This is a genomic window from Hyphobacterium sp. CCMP332 (assembly GCA_014323545.1).
Classification (GTDB): Bacteria; Bacteroidota; Bacteroidia; order Cytophagales; family CCMP332; genus CCMP332.
Genome location: CP058647.1, coordinates 3221755 through 3239760 on the forward strand (window position 1 = coordinate 3221755; position 18006 = coordinate 3239760).

Genomic DNA, 18006 nt, shown 5'->3' on the forward strand with positions numbered 1-18006 from the left:
TGTAATTAGAATTGAATCAAATTTACAAAAGTAAACATCAGATTATTTCACATGATCCTGATAAATCATATCTCTACCTGGAATTCATCGATGAAGATCAATCGATGAGCAAAGATACCTTTAAAAAAGAGATGATTGTTTATAGAGAAGCAGTGGTTGATAACAATATTTCCCTGGTTCTCAGCGATAGTCGGAGGAGTAACTTTATTATGACGCCTGATATTCAGGAGTTTATAGCCACTGAAGTTTTTCCATATACCGTTCAACATCTGAGCAAAATAGCATTTGTCATGCCCTGGAATTTAATCCAAAAAATTGCCATGGAACAGATGATCGAGGAATACGAAGTAAAGGATACAGGCCGAAAACTTATATCGAGATATTTCAAAGATTTTGATGAAGCCCAAAAATGGCTGTTTTCGGATTGATCTTAATTTTCTCCCATAGATATTTAAAAAGTAGGGTAAGGTAGTAAGAGATTGTAATTAAAACGTATTTCAATAGCATTTTAGGTTATTGATTGGCGTTTTAGTTTTGGAAAAAAAGCCTGCTTTTGTAAAGCGGGCTTTTTTATTAATAGTATGCTCCAAATAGAATCATCATCTCGTCTGAACTGCGCAAACCAAAAGACAAATCCACATCTTCATCGTTATCGTAAGTAACTTTTAAGGTTAATCCCTGGCCGGCTTCCAGAACCAATGGTGGATTCAATTCTAAAATAGGCGGATGCTCCCAATCGTAGGATACATAAACCAATTCCCCATCATTATCGCCTCCTTTTACCAAAACCTGAAATTCCGTCATGTGCTCATGGGCATGCGAAAACAACTGGAAAATATGTCTTTTCTCGTTAAAGTAATAAGTCTTTTCTATGGTTGTAACTTTATTGGCCGGAAGAATAAAACTTTGATTGTTCAATTGTAGAATTTCGGCGGCGTGCTGTACTTCATTTTGTTCCACGGTATGAATATTCATATACACTTCACCCCTTATTGGAGAAGCACTTTTATTGGCGTAATGCGAATTGAGATCCAGGCCTTTTCCGGCAGGAAGCCTTAAGGCCACTCCATCCGGAAATGAGTAATTCATAAAGGGCCATTGCGTACCGGTCACAAATTCATGCCACTGGGTTGGAATGAGCGTTGTAATGTTATAATTGCCGTTTGAGAGATAGACTTCTCTAATCGTATTGGCAGGAGGGAGAAACGATGGTGATATCTGATCATCAAAAGTGTAGGCCAGAAAATGATGACTTCCGGTTCTCATTGAAATTTCTACTTGCTTGATAAAAATGTCCTCATTGCTGATGGCAGGCAAATAGTAAAAAAACTCATAATCAGTATTGGCAGGCACTTGAAATTCATCAATATGGAATTGAAAGCCCCTGTCCGGACTGTCAAGTTGAAAAAATATTGGTGTTTGATATCGGCTGGTGTCATCAAGAAGTTCTTCATCTGCAACGATACCCGTTTTAGGAGCGCCTTTTAGTATCCATTCCGCAATATATGCCAATTCACCATTGGTTAATGGAGTTGGTCCCAATGGCATTTGAGACCCGTATTCGGGATGATCCGAATAAAAGTGTTCTCTGTCCTGAGCGTTTATTTTTTCCCACAAAAAGCTTTTCTGCATGCTGGCGAGTCCGTCATTTCCCAGGAGTTTCAATCCATCCGCTTTTGCGGCAGCGTTCTTTGGGTCTCTGTCAATTAATTGTTCATAAGCTACATCCGAAGTGAGGACGAGGTCTGATTGCGTAGCAAAAGTATTACCGGCGCTGTGGCAGGAAATACAATTGACATCCCAAATTTCAGTTTGAATGACCTCCCAGGTATCCCTTTTGGAGTTGTTTGATGTGCCGGGTACTGAATCGTCTTCGTTATTATTACAGGAAATGAATAGAACAGAGAGAAGAAAAACAAGTGGGTAATAACCTTTCATATTTTTAATTTGAACACCAAAATACAAATTCATTTGATCATAACTTTAGTCCCAGTGTAAAATAGAAAGCTCGCCCGTCTGCAGGAATAATTCCGGGGCCGGGGTAACCGGTGGCTCTGCGGGTGAAATATTTGTTATTCAGTAGATTGTTAACACCGGTTTCAATTGACATTTTATTTAAGGTATAAACCATGGAAAGATCGGCCACATAATATTCCGGTATGGTTCCAATAATGCCCTCCCGACTATCCCCTTTTTGAGCACTTTCAGTGTTTTCCGCATCGGTAAATTGTTCAAACAAATAGGTAAACTGGGTGCTAATGGAAATATTCTGAATTTTTATTCGCATACCGGTTTTTAAATTGACGAGAGGAATAAACTCTACCTTTTTGCCACTGACATTGTTTTCATCGCTGTTGATGTATTCGGAATTGGTAATGGCTAAATTGACAAATGGATTTATTCGAAAATTATCGGCTTTTGAGCCAAAGGTTTTTAACATGTTCCAGTCGGCAAATAGCTCAGCACCGTAAATCCAGGCATCTCCAATGTTTTGTCGGACACGGTCGCCTTTATTCGGGCCGGTTTCTATGAGTATGGTGCCAATCCTGTCATTATAAAGCATAGAAAAAGCACCCAGATCATAGGACAAATAAGTACTCCAGGTTCCACGCATGCCCAGATCAGTTGTAAAGCCCCTTTCATCGCTGATATCCGGAGAAATGATAAAGGTTGGGTTGACTACGCGTATATCAGAGAAAGTGACGGATCGGTAATTCTGGGAAATATTGGCATAGAACTCAAGTGAACTCGACTCATAATAACTCAAGCCCAATCCAAATAAAGCAATATCTCTTTCCAGGCTTCGGTTATCGGTTCTCAATTCTCTAAAAATTTCATTGCCGGCGATGTCGTAATTTATATTTAAATAATCACCTATCGATTGAGTCCTGATGTGCTCCAATCGGATTCCGGGCGTAATCGAAAACTTGCTGTTCAGATTCAGTATATGTTCTGTAAACAAAGCCAGATTAAAATTGGGGAATCGAAAATCGGATTGATTTGGATAGGAGGGAAAGCGGGAATTGGCAAATGAAAAGTCAGCCTCGCCTCCGACCGAGCCCGGGCCCTGAACAGAAGTATTGTCGGACTGATAGTATTTTGCTCCGATTAGAAATACCGCATCTTTATTGAAAGGCCTGTAACGGGTAATGGACCTCAGTTCGGCACCCCAGTTTTTAAAATTTCCTTTGATGAGATCTCTGGGAAGAGCTGGATCGTCCTGTTCTGTAATTGGGTTTCGTTCGGGTCTTTGGGGATCACCGCGAAATCCCAGGGCATTTCTTTCAGCGTTTAAAGCAAAAATATTCAAACTAATATTGGTGCGATAGGTCAGTTTGTGTTTGAGTCTGATTGAATACAACTGCCAGTCAACTGCAAACCAATTTCGTTCTCTGTTGCTGTATCTAATGTTTTCTTCAAATTGGGAATCCGTCAATCCACCGGCCTGTTGAGCCAAATAATTGAGATAGGTCAATTCAAAGTTGATGCTCGTTTTGTCGCTAAAATCGTAATTGAGACTTGAGAAAGCATTAAAGGAGTTAAATTCAGAATTTGGCCTGAATCCGGAGCCCTGTTTGTAATTGATAAATGAATAATATGAGAATTGGCCGATTTTTCCCGAAATGCTATTGAAAGTATTCAGCAATTCAAATGAGCCAATGGTATTCCGACTTATAAATTCGAGCTTTTTCTCGAGATTGGGTTCTTTTAATTTAAAATTGATCATCCCGCCAAACTGTGTTCCGTACTGAAGCGAGGCGGCACCCCTGACTATCCGTATTTCACTTAACGCATCAGCGGTGGGCGTATAATAACTTTCCGGATAGCCCAAAACATCTGCACTGATATCGTAACCGTTTTGTCTTGTATTGAAATTAGAGGTTCGGTTGGGATCCAGCCCGCGTCCACCCACATTCAATTGCAGGCCAGCATCATTGCCCTCATAAATATTCAGACCAACGACCTGTGAATAAATTTGTCTGGGATTATTGGAGGCGGTATTCCCCACGAAATTATTCAGTTTCACCACTTCCGACTTTTTACCAGCATAAATCGCTGTCCCTTCTACTGGATCAAGTCTTTCTATGCTAAATATTTCTTCTTTCTGTTCTGAAATGAGAACCTCAGAAAGCTCTTGACTGAGTATTTCCATTCCAACGCGCAGAATTGTATCGTTTCGAACTTGTATTTTAATTTCTTTAACGCCATAGCCCGATTTAAAAAAGGTTAGGGAATATATGTCTTTGTCTAAGTCTTTTAAAAGGAATTGACCGTTTTGATCTGTCAGCGCTATTTCGTTGACATTTGAATTGTAAACTTCGACACCGGGAATTTTTTGATTTGAGTTTAAATCGGATACAATGCCTTTTATGCTGAATTGCGCGACAGAACCTGTGGCTTTGAGTATTAGAAAAATAAATAAACTAAAAACCGCTAATCTCATCGTCAAATTTTAAGATCCAGTTTTTATGCGCAAAAGAATCATTGATTTTACTTAAATCGATTTCCGGTGAAATGTACCTTTTGCTTTTGCGACCGTTTAATGCTACAAATACATCGGCATAAACCTCTACATTTTTCATTCCTTGTTTCTCATAATGCGCTTTAAGGAAATGGGCGTATTGAAGGATCATGTCCGGCTGACCCGACATCTGTTTTTCCTGAAAACCGCTGAGAAACTTGCTATTGTCAACGTAAAATTCAATTCCACTCTGTGGTTCTGAGATTTTAAATTGGGCATTGGCCGCTTTTTCCATCAGCATTACGCGCCATGAAAACCGATAGCCTTCTTCTGTCCAAAAGAGCTCACCGGGATAGGCAAGGTAACGGAATGGAAAGAGCAATTGAAGGAGTAGGAATAAACCAAGAAAGGATAATTTTAGTCTTGATACCATTGAAAATGACTCTGTTTTTTTTAGCGCATTATCAAATTTCTCCAAACTAATTTTTAGCAATCCCGCAAGATAGTTTATGGCTTTTTGATGCCATTTGGACTCAAAGAAAATGGTGCTCGCAGCAATCATGATATAAGGGAACATGCCAATAGGGAACAGGGCCCCGGTCAAAAGATGGAATACAATTACAAGGAAAAAAGCGTACCACCTGGTTTTTTTATAAAAAAGCAAAAAAGGAATGCTAAGATCGTAAACTGCTCCTGACCAGGAAAATAGATATATCAGCCATCTCTGCTGCAAAAATTCCCCGAGAAAAGGTAAGTCATAGGCGGAGGGAAGCCAAATGCTCAAAGGCATTGCATATATGATCCAATCAGAATTTAATTTGGCCAATCCGGCATAGAAATAAACTATCGAAAGAAGAAGTTTTATAACATCAATGGTCCAATTGGGAACATATTCAAAGGCCCTCCTAGGGTTTTTATAAGCGTCGTATGAAAAATAGGCATTGGCCGGAAGAAAGATCATTACGAAGGAAATAATACTGATGAAATAATAGTGGTTGAGATAGGTGGTCAAATCCATCAGCTCGATATAGGTAAAGCTCAGAAAAAAAACGATGATGGAAAGACGATACTTATAACCCAATGCCACTCCAAGCGAGGCGATAGCGCAGATAAAAAAGATAAGATAAGTGAAATTGCCCAGTGGTTTTACAAATTCGAAGCCGTAGTAATGAAAGAAGAATTTAGGCTCTATGTAAAGTTTCTCTATCCATCCGTTTAATGCAAAGCGGATCAGACTGACAAACATCAGCAAACCGAATAAAATACGAAAGGCTGCCAGTGGTGCAGCCTTTGTAGTGCTTTGTAAATATGACCTAATCCCTTGAAACATTAATCACCGTCGGCATCGACATAATCTACGCGAATATTCATGGCTTGAAACATGTCTACTTTCATTAAAACCACATTGCTTTGAAGTTCATCATAGGCTTCTAACATGGCCGAATTATCCGTCTGAATTTGTAATGCAAAATCTTCATTCAGACTTTCAATTTTATCTCTTGAAAGATCAAATTGATTGGCGATACTCAAACTCAGGCTTTCTGTTTCGGATACCGAATTGAGATAGTCGAGATAGCTTTTAAGACTTTCCCCTTCTTCGTTTGAATTATAATGTCTCCCATGGAAAAAATTGATAACCGAATTTAAAGCACTGAGACATAAGGATTTTGACAAATCACCGCGATAGGGGGCTTCAACCAAATCACTTCTGCTGGTACTTGAAAAAACACCCGCCGGAATCCCGACTTTTCCGGCCCGAAGCACTTTTTCATAATAAAACATATAATCGTTGAGCATTTTATTCACCGAACTACCCGCATCCGATCCGTCGTTTTCTACAAACTGATCGCGATAATCACCTTCCCAATCATCTATAACAGATTGGCTCAAAAACAATAAGCGTTCGACGAGCTCAGACAGATAGGAGGAATAGGCTGTTTGCGAGAGTTTTTGGAGCAATTCATTTTCTGAATCAGCCATACCGTAAAGCAAATAATCCAATGCCGGAAAACCCTGCATATCCCTGCTTGATGGCAATTCCAAATTATAGTCACCAGAACTGATGGCCATTTCGATTTCTTCCTTATCGCAGGGATAAATATTTGTAAAGTCGCGTAAGGTAATTTGCTCTGCCATGCCGATCTGAAACATGGACACTTTTTGCCAATTGAGATAGGCTTCTTCCCATTTAATTCTCAATTCTGATAAGGAAGAAATATCAGGATTTGCGATAAAATCATTTTTAGCGCTTTGCAAAGCTAAAAGACTGTATTCATAAGCCTTGTAGGAGGGAATAATTATATTATCGGCCCAATTGATAAGCATGCTTTGACGATCAAAATTATCATTTTGGGTTTCAGGTGATTCGTCCTCAGAGCATGCAAACAGCAATGGAATTAAAATTATCAGAACCCCTCTATTCATCATTTCACGATTTGATTTTTTACAAAAATAATAATCTATTCACCTGCCTGTGCAACTGTGAAATTAAATTTAGATGAAATTATTTCTGATATTTCATCGAGTGTTTCCGCTTTAACATCCCACAGGCCATTAGAACCATCGCTCAACAATTTTGAAATTAAATTATCGACTTCTTCACGGCTAAAAAGTTCTTCACCTTCCCCATTTCGGGTAAATCTAAGGCTGTATAAAAATCCGTAGCCTTCTGATAAATCGTGGAATGCTGAACCATATGCACTGTAATTGTTTCTATCGGCCGGCAAGGCATTCTTTCCCTGTTGCATATAATAAACAGCCCTGATTGCAATTAAATTTGATATTTCGTTTCTCAAAATTGCGATCTGCTCGTCTCTTAGTGTATAATTATTTGCAAGGATTGCTGCGCGACCAATTTTGAAGGCATTAAATATTTGTTCGGCAATGCCAGTAAAATCTTCATCTTCATTTACTCTACCGATATATTTATTCAGAAAATTGTCATCCGCCCCGATGCTGGCATTGGGATTTGCTGTATTAACCGATGTACCATAAAGATAGCCGTAAGCCTCATCCCATAAATGTTCCATCTGTGTATAATTTGTTCCATCGAGAAGCACTTTGTTATTGTTATCCTGCCGAATGTTGTTTTGGTTCAAAAGCGTTGGGCTTATGTAATTATTGATGACCTGGTCAACCATCAATGCACCAATAAGACTTTTATTGATAATCTGATCGTATTCAAGCCCGCTTGGAGCTATATATCGGGTAGCGCTTCCATCTGCTATTTGGCCGGCAATTCCGGGACTTGCCAACTGATTTTTATTGGGGTAAACTTCAATTTCAAGAAGAAAGAATAGCGATTCTATGAAATTTTTAATGGCTGCAGATTCGGATGAATTTGCAGAGAAGAGATCAATGGATGCTGCCACTTTTTCCCTTACACTTTTAATTGATGTATTGAGATCAGGATTTTGAAAAGGATCAACATTGGTTCCGGAAGATGACTCATTTCGGTACAGTTCCCGAAGACTTGTTTCAGTAGAGTTAAAATCTTTGCATGCCGATACTAATTCCTCAGCCATTAATATCCTTATTGTCTGTCCACTAAAATCTACACTGCTCTCACCATTTCTTTCATATATGTAAAACTCCGGATTGGAAATATTTGATTGTGGTTGAGGATTGTCATTATCGTCTGAACAAGACAAAAGCGAAATTAGGACTGCAATGATTAGATAATATTTAATCACTCTATTTTTATTTAGATTAATTATAAATAAGATGCGAATTTAAGGCTCATGTTTAAAAGAGGCAAGGAATAGAAGGTTAATTTTATATGATTTCAGATAATACAAATTAATTATTTATTCATCTTTCATCAATAAACCAAAATTTGAGATCAGGAGATTAGTTTTTCTCGAGTTTGGAAAATTTATTGTGAATGGCCAATACAAGCACTCCAAATAATACGGCCACGACGATCAAAATTGAATTGATTAAACCCTCGGTACCAAAAGAAATTCTAATAAGGATGGTGGAGATGATAAAGCCCGAATTTCTGAATACTTTGCTAAACTTACTGGTTTGAAAGAGAGATAAGAGCAGAAGGAGGACATCGGTTAAAATCAAAACCGTAAAAAACTCATCAAAGAAAATCTTATTGACATCCCTAAAATTGTCAATACCATGATCCGGAGCAAAAAAACTTGTGAATATCCATAGGCCCAGACTATAAAGCGCCATAATTATAAAAACAGGAACTAGAATACTACCGAGCAGTTTTTTTAAGGAAATAAAGCGTGTTAATTTCTCATCGTGATCTTCGCGGGGCAGACGACGTTCTTCATTGATTTTATTGAGTTTATTAAAAATGTAAATCAGAAAAAACAAGGCGATCGCAGCAATGATATCATAGGTAAATTGCAGATCGTATTTGATTTCAAACCAATCGTTGCTTAATTCTAATTGTGAAAGGTCTTTGAAAAGCCTTCTGATCACAATTAAAGTAATGATCTCGTATTGCTTCCCGATATAAACGGTAATGGATTTGGGCAAATAGAAAACAAGAAGATAGACTTCGAAAAAGAGAATGAATGAAAAAGGCGTGTAAATAGCAGATATGGGACTGGAGAGAAGTTCAGATTCTCCTAAATTTCCAAGCATGCCAAGATCAGCCAGAAAAATTAGTATGAGATGAATGATAAAGCTGATTATTGAGATGGCAATGATGGCCCTTTCGCTTTTTTTCATTACGTCCTCAGAAAGAAAGGTTTTATGAAGTTTATCGATCCGGGAGACTGATTGCACGATTAATAAACTACAGAAAGGCCAATGAGTTTGAAAGTATTATTATTTTGAATTCAAATCATTTTTTGAAACTGACTCTGGTTTTTGTGAATTTGCCGTATTCAGATTCCAATTCTAATTCCCCTTTCAGTTTGGTAAGTATCTCCTTTACAATATACAAACCCAGTCCAGAACCGCTTTTTTCCGGATGTGCCCTGTAAAACATGCCGGTGAGTTTAGGCAGGTATTTCTTTTTAATTCCTAGGCCATTGTCTTCTATTTCTACGATTATTTTGTGTTTATTTAATGATGAGCTTATATGGATATAAGATTCCTTTTTCTCATCGCGGTATTTGATGGAATTGGCTATTATATTCTTGAAAAGGGTTTTTAATCTGTTTTTGTCCGATTTTATTATAAATTTTTTATCAATCCGATTCTCTATTCTTATTTTATTGATGCTTTCCTTATGCCCTAATTCCTCTAAAATGGTATCAAATAAATCATACAATTTACAGTCTTCAAATTTTAACTCCAGTTTTTCATTTTTAGTGATGTCAACAATTTCGTGAATGAAGCCATCGAGTTTATCCATGGTCGATCCCATCATTTCGAGATATTGCAATTTTATGGCAGGATCCTCTTCCATTTTACTTATCTCTATTAATCCTTTGACCGAAGAAATTGGTGCCCTTAAGTCATGTGAGGAGCGATAAATAAAACTGTCGAGCTCATTATTCAATTTGCTTAATTTAACATTTTGATCTTCGAGCTTTTCTTTGGAATTCTGTAAATCGCTTATATCGATGGCTACTATACCTACGCCGTGTATTTCGTTTTTTGCATAGATAGGAAAAGTTTTTATCTCGAAATATTTTTTACCACCGGGAAAATCGTAAGATTCAAAATAATTTTTGGATTCCCCCTTCAAGCATAGATCGTAGCGCTCTTTCCATTCCTTTAACAGCTTATCCGGAAAATTGGCTAATATATCATCGCCTTTTTCAAGATTTATGTTATAGTGCTTAAGCATATTCTCCTTAAATAATCCGTTGAATTCAAGGACTCTATATTTTTTATCAATTAGCCAAACGGGCGATTGAAAGTTTTCGATAATGGCTCTTAAATTCGACTCCTTGTAAATGATTACTTTGCTGCGCTTTTCTACAAGCGCTTCCAGATTTTGATTGGTGGATTTTAATTCCTCTATCAAATCGCCGACATCGTGCTTTAGGAGTTCAATGGATTTATAGACATTGTAAAAATCATCGCTTTCATGTATTTCAGGTAAATTGATATGATCAAAATTTCCGCTCCATGTAATCTTGGATAGGATTTCAAACATTTCTTCGGAGCGGATTTTACTTTGGTTTTGCTGATAGTCCATTTCCGATTGCAATACATTGATGTATTGAATCAGAGATTCCTTATCCAAATTTTTTAGCTCTTCATTTGAGAGATAATTCTGAGAGTTTTTTTTGTGTTTAATTAAGTCCTTCACTTCGGTATTAGAGTGAATGTTTTTTATGCATTCGGGGACAGACTGAATGACTTTTACATGTTTTATAAAAGAGGGATTGATTAGCGCGTATATCTTGTAAAGTACAGAAAATAAGGAAGTGAGATTATAATAATTCCAATGTACCATAGGTAGAAAACCTTCGTTGACAGAATTGTAATACTCCCGAACCTCTTTTGTGACTTTTGTGCTGTTTTTAAGGTCAACAATAAAATGAAACTTCCCTATTTGTTTATAAGCATTTTCGGCAAATGGAACATAGTTTTTTGCAAGATCCATGTCAATGGTCCCATAGTATTCATAAAGCACAATGTTTGGCTCAATTATGCTGCAAATTAAACTTGAACCGGGGTTGGATTTGCTTTCAAAAGTTTGAGTATGAGTTATCTTGATAAAATCATTTGATTTTTTTTCCTGTATAGCTCTTTCTATTTGTTCTGTTTGGTTTGAATTTTCTTCTTTTTTTGACTCAAACTTACTTATTGCTTCGTTCAGGGATTTCACATAATCAAAATGCCCACCTTTATAAAAAGCACCAATTAAAGTAGCAATGGATTTAATAAAAGTATTGGCGTTGAGGAGATAGCTAAAAGCAATTCTTTTTTCTGTATTGTATTTCCAGAATGACTCAAAAACAATTTTTCGATCGGAGAGGGGAAATTTTTGAAAGCCATCGAGATCAATTATTAAATGTGCTAAAGATTTGGTACTAATGTTCTTTTCTATGCTTCTGAGGATTTTTTTTGCATCGCCAGAACCCGCTTTACCCTTGATTTTCAGAAGAAATAAATTGGCCTTTAACTTTTCAATTTTAAATTGAAATTTGTCGTTTTCAGACCAATTCGGATGCTTTTCTACTGTAGTGGTTTCGCTTTCTTCGCCACTCATGTGTTGATTTGGATAGTGTATTGTGAATTTATAATGCTTAAATCAAAACTTAGGTCAAACTTTTAGCAATTACTTACATCAATTATTCAAAGGCTTTTTTAAGCTTATTGCAATTATTCATGGCCTGCATATTGCTCATTGATTTGACGACATAGCAAGCGGGCGAGGAGGTTAGGGCTTGAAACTTTTTTAATAAACTGTGATTTTGAAAATACCATTAAAAAAAGTTGAGAATTATTTAATTTAACATGTCTTTAATAGGTTGTGGATATTTATTTTTATTCAATGAAAAGAAGAATTTGAAAAGAAAGTCAGTCGAAGCCTGAATTCTATGGATGCAAAAATTTCATTTCTGAATGAAGGCATTAAAGGATTGAGCGATTCTTTTAAGATATTTCGTGAAGATATGAGGGACTATATGGCATTTACATCAGATCAATTCTGAGACCATGAAAAGAGAATAAAGGAAATTGAGAAAAAGCTGAAAAAGTAAAAATCTTACTCTCTATCTTCAATAGTCCTCGCCTGCCTACTATGCCTATGGTTATTTACTTAACCTACGTCGGGTAAACCGGACAGGCAGGAGAGGACGAATTGAGGAAGGTTACAATTGCGAATGCCGTATCAAATCTCTAAATCCAAAATAATTTTAAGATTTTCTTTAATTTTTTTGATTTCTTGTACTCCAATTTGCCCCAACTTTTTAGCAAGCCTTCGATTATCAATTGATCGAATTTGATCAAGCATTATATCACTATCCTTTGCAAGCCCTGATTGCCCTTTACTGAGAAATACTCTTAAGATTTCGGAATCTTTATTGACATTACTGGTGATTGGCAGAATTATAGTGGAAGGATGAGAGATTCGGTTTAAGAGATTAGTTTGAATAACAAGAACCGGTCTAACTTTTCCGGACTCAGTGCCATTTCTTGGATTTAAATCTGCCAGCCAAACTTCAAATTGCTTTATCACCATATTCTAAGTCTTCAAACTCCATCAATACAGAAATTGATTCTTCTCTGGTCAGGTATGATTCTTTCTTGAGTTTTTTTTGAAGCAGTCTTCTTTGATGAATTTTATTGTATAAATCAATGGCTTCGTTAAAATAGCGGTTTCTAGCTTGTCCAATCTTTTTTATAATCTTTTCAGACTCTTCAAAAACCTCCTCGTCAAGTTTTAATGATAAATTCTTCATTCTATAAAGTTATAATAAAATGAAAGTATATACTAATAGTAACACTTGAAATGACATAAGTTTTGTATTTGTTAAGCCTTCAATAGTCCTCGCCTGCCTACCATGCCTATGGTTATTTGCTTAACCTTCGGCAGCTAAACCGGACAGGCAGGTTTGCAACGAGGATTATAATGTTCGCGTTTTTAACGCATTTACTTTCCTTACACTAATTAATAACAAAGACCCCCAAACTGGTCCTCGTCAGCCCCCCAACTGGTCCTCGTCCGCACCGGCTGATAAATATCAGCTGAAGATTGAGGGCAAGGCTGTACCTGCTTACCATGCCTGCGGTTATTTACTTAACCTGCGGCGGGTAAACCGGACAGGCAGGAGAGGACTTTTTACTTAATTAATTTTACTATTTTCATTTGATGAAGAATCAAAAAATCAATTCTTCTGAATGGTACACGATGCTTGCCCGTCCGAAGCTTCGATATCCATCGGAGCGCAGGCGGGAAAGCGGCTACGATTATTTCGAAGCCAGGCTCTACGATTCGGATTTTGGGAGGTTTTTGCAGGTTGATCCACATTCATATAAGTATCCTAGAGTATCTCCATACATTTATTCCGAAAACAATCCTGTTGTATTTTTTGACCCTAATGGAAAGGATCCAATTTTCGCTAAAAATTTCTTTGGAAGGACTAAGCAGATAGGTGATGATGGTAAAGAAAATGGTAACGTTTTCTTAGTCAGTGGTAAAACGCGTAGAGCTGTGAAAAAAGCAACAAATGAAGGAAGTATCTATGGCGGAAGCTTAAAAGTCGGATCTGAGGTATCAAATGTACCTACCGGAGATGATTTGCAAATGATTGAGGATTTAAAACCTGTCGCGGATCACACACAACGAGAACAAGGATTTCATACATTAAATGAAGGAAGTCCCGTAAAATGGGATCAAGGACCCAAAACAACTGGTTATGTTACACCGGGTGGTCTATTAAGAACTAAAGGAACGATAACACCATTCCAAGTTAACGGGAAAGATGTGCAGCCACAGGATGGCTCAAAAATTAAATTCTATATGCATTTTCATACAGATCACTCAAATCCTGATGTTCAAGCTGGAGGCGGTTCAACACCCAAGGAAAGAGACCTCACTTTCCAAAGAAATTTGGAGGAAAGTGGTTATCAAGGACAAGGACTAGTTGTAGGAACTAAACATGCATCTTTTTATAACGGCCAAGGAGTAGTAAATTCAGTAAATTATAAAGATCTAGTTAAAATGGGTCGAAGTGTGAAATGAAATTGAAGAAAAGAAAATTAATGTTCAGAATGATTCTTATCGGGTTGGCTTGGATATTTTTAAAGTGCTCTTCAACAAGAAATATAATAGATGTTCAAGACCATTTGATTGAAAAGGCCTATATAGAAAATCAACATGTGTTTTATTTAAGATATTATGAAACTTTAACTTATTGGTATATTAAAAATGATTCAATAAGAATATTTTCAATGCATAAGAAAGAATTGATAAAAAGACAACAAGAACAGTATTTGAATAATATTTGGTTTAAAAATATAAAACCTCCAGAATTATTCGATTTAGATACTTGTAAGGCCTTAGGTGGATCTACACTTGGTTTTAAATTAGCTAACAATATGTCAGAAGTGGTTATAGAATTACCAGTAAATGAAATTTGTCTGAGGAAAACAGAATTTCGCTCGGAGTTTTTGAATAATTTGAAAAAGGATTTAAATAATTATGAAATTTTCTTGAGAGTGTTCGATCCAAAAAAGCAGTCCAAGATGGACTTGGAAAAAGCGAGGGATTAATTGAATGCTTACCCCCCATATAGTCCTCGTTTAGCGCAGCGCAACGAGGAATTGTTCCAGATAAACAGAGTGAAAAATAAGGAGGACATTTAAGTGAATCTTTTACAAGCGAAGAATTCATGAAAATAAATCCAGAATTATTTCAATATTTGATTGACATTGGTGTATTAAGTGATGAAGATTCAAATGATGAATAATTTCAAATTTATTACGATCATGTGTTGTATTATATACAGTCTTGCTTCTTCTTGTATTCTTTCGGATAAAACTTATTTGTCTGAAGATATTAAAAGCATTAACCCATATAAAATAGGGCAAGAATTGATATTTATATCAGATAGTGGAAACAGCGACACACTCATAGTAAAAGAGATAATGGATTGAAGATTTCCTGACGGAATTGGAGCACCGTCAAATGAACATATGGTAATTAATGTTTACAGAAAGCCTACTGGTATTGAAAAGAAAGCGTTATTTGAAAGACTCATAACTCTCGTAGCCAAAAACGGGGATGAGGAGGAAAAAATTATTTTTAGTTTGACGCTTAGAAATTTAAATTTGGATTCGAAATCAATAAAATATTCTGAATTTCTTAAAAAAAATGAGCTACATAAGACTACGAAGTTTGGAAATTTTGATGTTATAATTTTTCAAAATTTAAAAAATAAATTCATCAAGGAATTTTGGTGGAGTAAATCAATGGGATATGTAAGAATAATAGATTCCAACGGTTTTAAATGGGATTTATTAGTAAAAGATTAACCCCCATCAGCGTCATTCGGAGAAGACTCTGATTGAGAATTGACTAGCGTCGATTCCTGCGAAGGAGACCTTAACCTTCGGAAGCTTTATAGATAGACAGACAAGGACAAACTTTTATTTTTATTTTTGGAACACGAGGATCTGAGGGGGTTCAACTGATTCAACCTAACTAACCAAACCTTTTTCTATCCCCGCATTTATTGCGGGGTCTAAAAGGAGTAATGAGCAGATGATTCATTAGATGTCAGCATCAGACTCATCTGAAGAAGACTCTGATTGAGAATTGACTAGTGTCGATGCCTGTCTAGGGGGCCTTAGCCCCACAATAGTCCTCCTCAGCTTGGTCGATAAATATCAACGAAGGATTCGGCTGTGATTTAGCTGTCTCCCCGAACATACTGTACAAGACCTAAAATTTTATTCAGTATTTATTTATCCGCAAAAAATACGGTTTAACAAACTGATATTGTATTCTCAAACAATTCTTAAACGCTAATTGGTGCTAATTGTCAATATTGTATTCCAGATTCTTAAAAGTTATAGAGTTTGTAATATGCAACTAAATATAGTTACTTTACGTTTTGTCTAGGAAAGACAAACTGATTGCCAGGTTTTTGAAAATACCATCTGATTTTCATTATGATGAGATGGTAACTCTTCTTGGATATTTTGGTTATGAAGAAATGAAAAAAGGGAAGACCTCCGGATCGAGAGCAAAGTTCGAAAACTTTGAAGGAGTCCCAATCATTTTACATAAACCTCATCCAAATGGAATAATGAAAAAGTACCAATTGCGGCAGCTGAAGGAAATTATTATAAAATGAAATATCTGCAATACAAAGGATATACAGGAAGCATAGAATATAGTCCTGAGGATAATTTACTCTATGGGAAAGTGCTGGGCATCAGAGGACTGATTTCATATGAAGGTGAGACAGGAAAGCTTTTGGAAAATGATTTTCAGGAAGCAGTAAACATTTACCTTAAAGATTGTAAGAAAGAAGGGAAAACGCCCGATAAACCATTTAAAGGTAGCTTTAATGTGAGGATATCAGCGTCTTTACACCAAAAGGCAGCACTTTTAGCCATGGAGAAGAAGACATCCTTAAATAATCTTGTAGCCGAAGCAATCAGAACCAAAGTGACTGATGATCCTACCTGAATCCAAATACTTCCCTAATGCTGCTCCTCAGACTCAGCTGATAAATATCTGCAGGAGAAATCAGGTACAGCCAAAATGAATAACCAAACATTGATACTAGGACTAGGGGAGGAAAGGTATTAGCCAAATCTCACTATCTTATCTATCAATTCAGAATTATTTCTCAATTCCTCTTCCACATCATAATCAGTCTGAAGATTAAGCCAGAATTTTTCGCTGTTGCCGAAAAAGCGTGAAAACCGCAATGCAGTATCCGCAGTAATTCTCCTTCTTCCTTTTATGATTTCTGAAATCCTGGTTTGTGGAAGAAATGTCTCTTTTGCTAGCTTATAAGCTGTAATTTCCATTGGTTTTAGAAATTCTTCTAAAAGAATTACTCCGGGATGTATGTTTTTGAGAAATTTCGTCAACAGGCCAAATTTAAAAGTTTAAGCTTTCAGGATTTTGTCTATTTGAGAAGAATGATAAAATTTCAATGGTGTGTTTTTTCTTTCTGTAATACAAACAATTAACTTTCATTATTACTGCTCTTCTGACATCTTTTTTTCTACCTGAGACTGGGTATAATTCGGGATTCCTAGAAATTAACTCTAGAGTATTATCTAGTTTATTGGCAAATTTTTGAATTACTTTTTCATTCCAGTTTTTCTCCATATAAATGATGGTTTCTTTTAATTCGTAAAGAGCATTCTCCGTCCAAAGAATTTTATAACCATTTTCCATATAATTTTTTCACTTCTGAATGCGGTGTGAGCTCTCCTTTATCAGCATCTTCCAATCCTTTATTAATTGATTGTTTTTCTTTTTTTGACAATTTTTCCCACCAATCAGATTTTTCGCTATCTCGTAACTTTAATAATTTGTCAATTAAAGTTTCATCACTTAAAGTTGAAAGCCATTGAATAAGCTCGATTTTTTTATTTTGTATATCAATATCCATACATCAAATTTAAAACAAGCGATTCAAATCAAAAAGCGGCAAATACATGGCTATCAAAATAATGGCCACCTCAGTTCTAAACCAGATTCGGAAAACCGGTATTGTGATTCGAGTTTTGAGCTTTGAGAAATAAGATTTCAGATTCGTATTAAAAGGTCAATATTTGAGGGCTGGCTAAGTGATAGTTTGAAATTTTCTGAACAAACTCATAATAGAGTCATGATTTTAATCCTGCCAAAAATATTCATTTATAAATGATTCAATAGTTCCCGATTACAAGCCTTGGTTTTTTCAAACAAAAAGCTAAATACGGCCATTAATCGACAAAAAAAATACTTCTATTAACAAAGCATGGTGCTTAATAAAAATAAATTATTATAGATTTATTTATGAATATTCAATAGCGCTGGTATCTATGAATTACAAACTGGAATATTTAAAATAGTGTTAAGTTATTTTAATTTTTTTTAAAAAAATCCAAATATAAAATTGATCAATTATTTTCTCAAGTAATAGAATATCAATAATATATGATTT

18 protein-coding genes are annotated in these 18006 nt (G+C 36.1%); 6 read left to right on the forward strand and 12 right to left on the reverse strand.

The window, feature by feature from the left end:
* Positions 1-11 precede the first annotated feature (11 nt).
* Positions 12-428 (forward strand): hypothetical protein, encoded by a 417-nt coding sequence (locus HZR84_14215; GenBank protein ID QNL23049.1) that lies wholly within the window; start codon positions 12-14, stop codon positions 426-428.
* Positions 429-573: 145 nt separating this feature from the next.
* Here HZR84_14215 and HZR84_14220 read toward each other — a convergent pair whose 3' ends face one another.
* From HZR84_14220 to HZR84_14260, 9 genes are all read right to left on the reverse strand, one after another.
* A complete protein-coding gene (locus tag HZR84_14220) occupies positions 574-1938 on the reverse strand; it encodes a hypothetical protein (protein QNL23050.1) in 1365 nt (454 codons plus the stop codon).
* A gap of 37 nt (positions 1939-1975) precedes the next feature.
* A complete protein-coding gene (locus tag HZR84_14225; protein QNL23051.1) occupies positions 1976-4444 on the reverse strand; it encodes a TonB-dependent receptor in 2469 nt (822 codons plus the stop codon).
* A complete protein-coding gene (locus tag HZR84_14230; protein ID QNL23052.1) occupies positions 4425-5792 on the reverse strand; it encodes an HTTM domain-containing protein in 1368 nt (455 codons plus the stop codon). The genes HZR84_14225 and HZR84_14230 overlap by 20 nt, the downstream gene beginning before the upstream one ends.
* Positions 5792-6889 (reverse strand): imelysin family protein, encoded by a 1098-nt coding sequence (locus HZR84_14235; protein ID QNL23053.1) that lies wholly within the window; start codon positions 6887-6889, stop codon positions 5792-5794. Before HZR84_14235 ends, HZR84_14230 begins: the two co-directional genes overlap by 1 nt.
* A 32-nt stretch (positions 6890-6921) precedes the next feature.
* Positions 6922-8151, reverse strand: a complete 1230-nt coding sequence (locus HZR84_14240; GenBank protein QNL23274.1) for a DUF4856 domain-containing protein — start codon at positions 8149-8151, stop codon at positions 6922-6924.
* Between the two features lie 160 nt (positions 8152-8311).
* Positions 8312-9214, reverse strand: a complete 903-nt coding sequence (locus HZR84_14245; protein ID QNL23275.1) for a hypothetical protein — start codon at positions 9212-9214, stop codon at positions 8312-8314.
* Between the two features lie 55 nt (positions 9215-9269).
* The gene (locus HZR84_14250) at positions 9270-11597 is read right to left on the reverse strand and encodes a PAS domain-containing sensor histidine kinase (GenBank protein QNL23054.1); all 2328 of its coding nucleotides are present in this window, start codon (positions 11595-11597) and stop codon (positions 9270-9272) included.
* A 624-nt stretch (positions 11598-12221) separates the two neighbouring features.
* The gene (locus HZR84_14255; protein ID QNL23055.1) at positions 12222-12572 is read right to left on the reverse strand and encodes a type II toxin-antitoxin system PemK/MazF family toxin; all 351 of its coding nucleotides are present in this window, start codon (positions 12570-12572) and stop codon (positions 12222-12224) included.
* Complete coding sequence (locus HZR84_14260; GenBank protein ID QNL23056.1) at positions 12553-12792, reverse strand: hypothetical protein; 240 nt, start codon at positions 12790-12792, stop codon at positions 12553-12555. The genes HZR84_14255 and HZR84_14260 overlap by 20 nt, the downstream gene beginning before the upstream one ends.
* A gap of 407 nt (positions 12793-13199) precedes the next feature.
* Here HZR84_14260 and HZR84_14265 point away from each other — a divergent pair, with 407 nt between their 5' ends.
* From HZR84_14265 to HZR84_14285, 5 genes are all read left to right on the forward strand, one after another.
* Positions 13200-14075, forward strand: a complete 876-nt coding sequence (locus HZR84_14265) for a hypothetical protein (protein ID QNL23057.1) — start codon at positions 13200-13202, stop codon at positions 14073-14075.
* A 2-nt stretch (positions 14076-14077) separates the two neighbouring features.
* On the forward strand, positions 14078-14605 hold the full coding sequence (locus HZR84_14270; protein ID QNL23058.1) for a hypothetical protein: 528 nt from the start codon (positions 14078-14080) through the stop codon (positions 14603-14605).
* A 423-nt stretch (positions 14606-15028) separates the two neighbouring features.
* Entirely contained in the window at positions 15029-15367 is a 339-nt protein-coding gene (locus HZR84_14275) for a hypothetical protein (GenBank protein ID QNL23059.1), read from the forward strand.
* 581 nt (positions 15368-15948) lie between these two features.
* Positions 15949-16191: a type II toxin-antitoxin system HicA family toxin gene (locus tag HZR84_14280; GenBank protein ID QNL23060.1), complete on the forward strand. Its 243-nt coding sequence runs from the start codon at positions 15949-15951 to the stop codon at positions 16189-16191.
* Entirely contained in the window at positions 16188-16529 is a 342-nt protein-coding gene (locus HZR84_14285; protein ID QNL23061.1) for a type II toxin-antitoxin system HicB family antitoxin, read from the forward strand. The genes HZR84_14280 and HZR84_14285 overlap by 4 nt, the downstream gene beginning before the upstream one ends.
* A gap of 119 nt (positions 16530-16648) precedes the next feature.
* On the opposite strand, the gene HZR84_14290 is transcribed toward HZR84_14285, so the two are convergent.
* The 3 genes from HZR84_14290 to HZR84_14300 are packed head-to-tail and all read right to left on the reverse strand — an operon-like array spanning position 16649 to position 17469.
* On the reverse strand, positions 16649-16939 hold the full coding sequence (locus HZR84_14290; protein QNL23062.1) for a HigA family addiction module antidote protein: 291 nt from the start codon (positions 16937-16939) through the stop codon (positions 16649-16651).
* A gap of 10 nt (positions 16940-16949) precedes the next feature.
* On the reverse strand, positions 16950-17252 hold the full coding sequence (locus HZR84_14295; GenBank protein ID QNL23063.1) for a type II toxin-antitoxin system RelE/ParE family toxin: 303 nt from the start codon (positions 17250-17252) through the stop codon (positions 16950-16952).
* A complete protein-coding gene (locus HZR84_14300; GenBank protein ID QNL23064.1) occupies positions 17236-17469 on the reverse strand; it encodes a hypothetical protein in 234 nt (77 codons plus the stop codon). The genes HZR84_14295 and HZR84_14300 overlap by 17 nt, the downstream gene beginning before the upstream one ends.
* Positions 17470-18006: the final 537 nt, after the last annotated feature.